General features: G+C 65.8%; 4 protein-coding genes. 3 read left to right on the top strand and 1 reads right to left on the bottom strand.

Annotation, left to right across the window (positions count from 1 at the left end; genetic code table 11):
* Positions 1-241: 241 nt before the first annotated feature.
* Positions 242-889: a TetR family transcriptional regulator gene (locus AB0M54_RS47775; protein WP_364334867.1), complete on the bottom strand. Its 648-nt coding sequence runs from the start codon at positions 887-889 to the stop codon at positions 242-244.
* A gap of 128 nt (positions 890-1017) precedes the next feature.
* Here AB0M54_RS47775 and AB0M54_RS47770 point away from each other — a divergent pair, with 128 nt between their 5' ends.
* The 3 genes from AB0M54_RS47770 to AB0M54_RS47760 form a co-directional block, all read left to right on the top strand.
* On the top strand, positions 1018-1941 hold the full coding sequence (locus AB0M54_RS47770; protein WP_364334870.1) for an SDR family NAD(P)-dependent oxidoreductase: 924 nt from the start codon (positions 1018-1020) through the stop codon (positions 1939-1941).
* 222 nt (positions 1942-2163) lie between these two features.
* Complete coding sequence (locus AB0M54_RS47765; protein WP_364480014.1) at positions 2164-3090, top strand: alpha/beta hydrolase; 927 nt, start codon at positions 2164-2166, stop codon at positions 3088-3090.
* A gap of 119 nt (positions 3091-3209) precedes the next feature.
* Positions 3210-3490, top strand: a 281-nt coding sequence (locus tag AB0M54_RS47760) for a transposase (protein WP_364334876.1), incomplete at its 3' end; no start/stop codon positions are given.

Below are 3490 nucleotides of genomic sequence, written 5' to 3'. Positions count from 1 at the left end.
AGCGTCGAGAGTGGCCGGGGTCATCGATACGGCGGTCCCGGCGACAAGGTATACAGACAGGGTTGGGCCTTCGGGGTTCGAGCTTCTGGCTAGTCACCTTTGCTCGTACCGAAGGCCCTTCCTCATGTCACGCCACCACGCCGGACACAAGCACCTCATCGATCTTCACCCTGGCCGCCGATCACCCGAACCCCTTATTTACTAAGGGATGTCTCGTAACTCGATTACCGTGCTGGCCTGTTCAGGTGAGTCGTACCCCGTCGAGGAGCATGGTCAGGCCTCGCTGGTAGTACTCCTGCTCGTCGGGAAGTCCGAGGAAGAAGTCGGCGGTTTCGGTCAGGTGGGGGTAGTCCTGCGGGGAGAGTGACTTCAGCCGCGCGCGCTTGGCGTTGAGCAGGGACTCCCGCAGGGCCGGGTCGGCGACGGCGGTTTCACCCGGCTGGCGGATCACCAACCCGATCAACGCGTTAAGCAGGAAGATGCTCAGCTGCGCTGCGGCCACCGGCGAGTGCCCCTCGGCGCGCAGCAATCCGATGACCCGCTCGGCCAGATCGATGCCGGCGTCCGTGCGCATGAAGCGCAGCGGGGTGATCTCAGCGAGGGCGGGGTGCGCGCGCAGGACACGCAGCAGGTCCGCCAGCACCGTACGCAGGTCGGGCTCGCTGTCGGCGGTCAGCTCCATTTCGCCGAGTATCCGCTCGACCAGCGCGTCGAGCAGGGCGTCCTTGCTCTTGAAGTGCCAGTACAGCGCCATGGGAGTGACGTTCCAGCCCGCAGCGACCCGGCGCAGCGTGACGGCGTCGAGCCCGTCCGCATCCGCGATGGCGAGGGCTGTGGACAGGAGCTCGCCGCGATCGAGTCGCTCGGCGGCCCGGGGTCGGGGTGACATGAGGCTCACTATATCTCGTAAAGGGTGCGGTTGACGATCAAGCAAGGAGGCGTTACCTTCGATATACAAAGTAAATTTACGCCATATAGTTAGAGGCGGTCATGAGTTTTCAACAAGGGGAGAACCCGGTGACCCACACCATCGTCATGACCGGCGCGACTCGCGGGTTCGGCCGCGTCGCCGTCGAGCGCGTCCTCGACGGCGACGCTGAGGCGCACCTCGTGCTCCTGGCCCGTGGCGCCACGGGAAACGAGCTCGCCGCCCAGCTCCGCCACAACGGGCGCGCCGTGACATCGATCCCGACGGACCTGTTGTCGATGGGTAGCGTCCGCGCGGCAGCTGACGAGCTGATCCGACGGCTCGATACAGGAGATCTGCCGTCGCTGCGCGGATTCATCGGCAACGCCGGCCTGCTTTACACGAACAACGTCACGGAGAGCCCGGACGGATTCGAGGCGACATTCGCCGTCAACGTGCTCGCCAATCACGTCCTTCTCCGCCTTCTGCAGGATCGATTCGAGGTGCCGTCACGGATCGTCCTCACCGTCAGCGACGCGCACTTCGGCGACTTCCGCCACAACGCGGGAATGATGCCCGCGCCGTCCTGGCAGGATCCGGCCGGCCTGGCCCGCATCCGCGCGTTCCCGGAGGCCGACACTGTCACGGCGGGAGGGACGGCTTACTCCACCAGCAAGCTCGCCGCGATTTACCTCATCCACGAGTACGCACGACGCCTGCCGCAGGGCGTCGACATTGTCGGCTACAACCCTGGATTCGTGCCCGGTACCGGCCTGAGCCGCGACGCAGGCGCAGCTGTCCGGTTCGTGGGGCGGCGGATCATGCCACTGATGACGCTGACCCCGATGGCGTCGAGCCAGAAAGTCGCCGGCCGGCGCCTCGCCGACGTCGCGCTCGGACGCGTCCCGGCACCTTCCGGTTCCTACATCGACCGCACACGAGTGGAGCGCTCGTCCAAGGAGTCCTACGACCCTGACCGTGAACGACAGCTTTGGGAGGCCGTAGAAGACCTGCGCTCCTCAGTCGCATCCTGAGAGACACCCCAGACGGGTCAATGGATGCGTTCTGCACGCTCACCGATTGCGTCAGCAGCCGATCACTCTAAGCAATATCCCGTAACCCGGTGAAGGTCCGAGCCCGGGCGGTGGGTGATCATCGATGGGTGCAGGCGCTCTCAACCTCTCGCTCAGAGTTGATGAACCACGTCAGTCCCGTAGAGGCACTTGCTTCGCCCAGAAACATCCGAGGAGACAGCAATGAGCAAACAACAGCGCGAGGCCGTTGACGCCGCTCTGCGCCAGCCCCAGCAAGCGCCAGCCATGGATTCCATCGACGAGCGCCGCAAGGGCTTCGCCGCCTTCATGGCGACCGCGGCCGTACCCACCACAGTGCGCCAGAAGCAGACTGTCCTGGGCGGACGGCCCGCGGTCACAGTCGAACCCGAAGCCGGCGCCCAGCCGGGAGCGATCCTGTACTTCCACGGCGGCGCATGGGCCCTGGGATCACCCGACACGGCCATGAGCATCACGGCGAACCTCGTCGCGCGAACCGGGGTCGTCGCAGTCTCGCTCGACTACCGCCTCGCGCCCGAAGACCCGTTCCCGGCCGGCCTCGACGACTGCCTCGCCGCATACCGCGAACTACTGGACAGCGGCACTGATCCTTCGACGGTGGTCTTCGCCGGGGATTCAGCCGGCGGAAACTTCTCGATCGCGGCTTGCCTCGCCGCACGAGCGGCGGGCCTGCCGATGCCGGCAGCAGTCGTCGCATTCTCACCGAGCCTGGACATGACCTTGACCGGCGCAAGCATGGATACCAAAGCCGGCATCGATCCGATGTTCAACCGTGAGAATCTCGAACCCATCATGCAGACCTATCTCGCCGGGCACGACCCGCGAGACGAGTTGCTCAGTCCCGCTGTCGTCGGAGATCTCACCGGCTTGCCACCAGTGCTGCTGCAGGTGGGGACCAACGAGGTGCTTCTCGACGACGCCACCCGCATGGCGGAGCGCGCCCGGGCCGCGGACGTCGACGTCATCCTCGACGTCGTGGCCGGCGTCCCCCACGTGTTTCAGATGTTCGCGGGCGGGGCCCTGGATGAGGCCGACCAGGCCCTCGATCGCGCCGCATTGTTCCTGACCCAGCAGCTGGGAAACGTGACCACCGCCCGGCCCCTCGCCTGAAGCCGATGGTCGGCCGGCTTCGGAAGCTTGGCGGCAGAGACCACCGCCGCCCAGCCCATTTCTCAAGAAAGGTATGACCATGACGTCTCTTTCTCTTCCCGGTGGCACTTGGACATTGGGTGACGCAAGTCCTGGCCCCGCACGTCCCGGCCGGGACCGGCCGCGGCCGGCCGATCATCTACCCGCGCCGTGACGTCGTCGACGCGATCCGTTACCTGGACCGGACCGGTTGCCAGTGGGACGCTCTGCCCGCCGACTTTCCGCACCACAAACTCGTCTATCACTACGTCAAAACCTGGACTCGCGACCGCACCCTGAACCGGATGCACAACCACCTGCGCGAGCAGGTCCGTCAACACCTCGAGGACCGCGACGCGCAACCTACCGCCGCGCTGGTCGA

This window comes from Actinoplanes sp. NPDC051470 (assembly GCF_040682035.1).
In the GTDB taxonomy this organism is placed as follows: Bacteria; Actinomycetota; Actinomycetes; order Mycobacteriales; family Micromonosporaceae; genus Actinoplanes.
The sequence above is the reverse complement of the archived record's forward strand: the minus strand, read 5'-3'. Positions and strand labels throughout refer to the sequence as shown.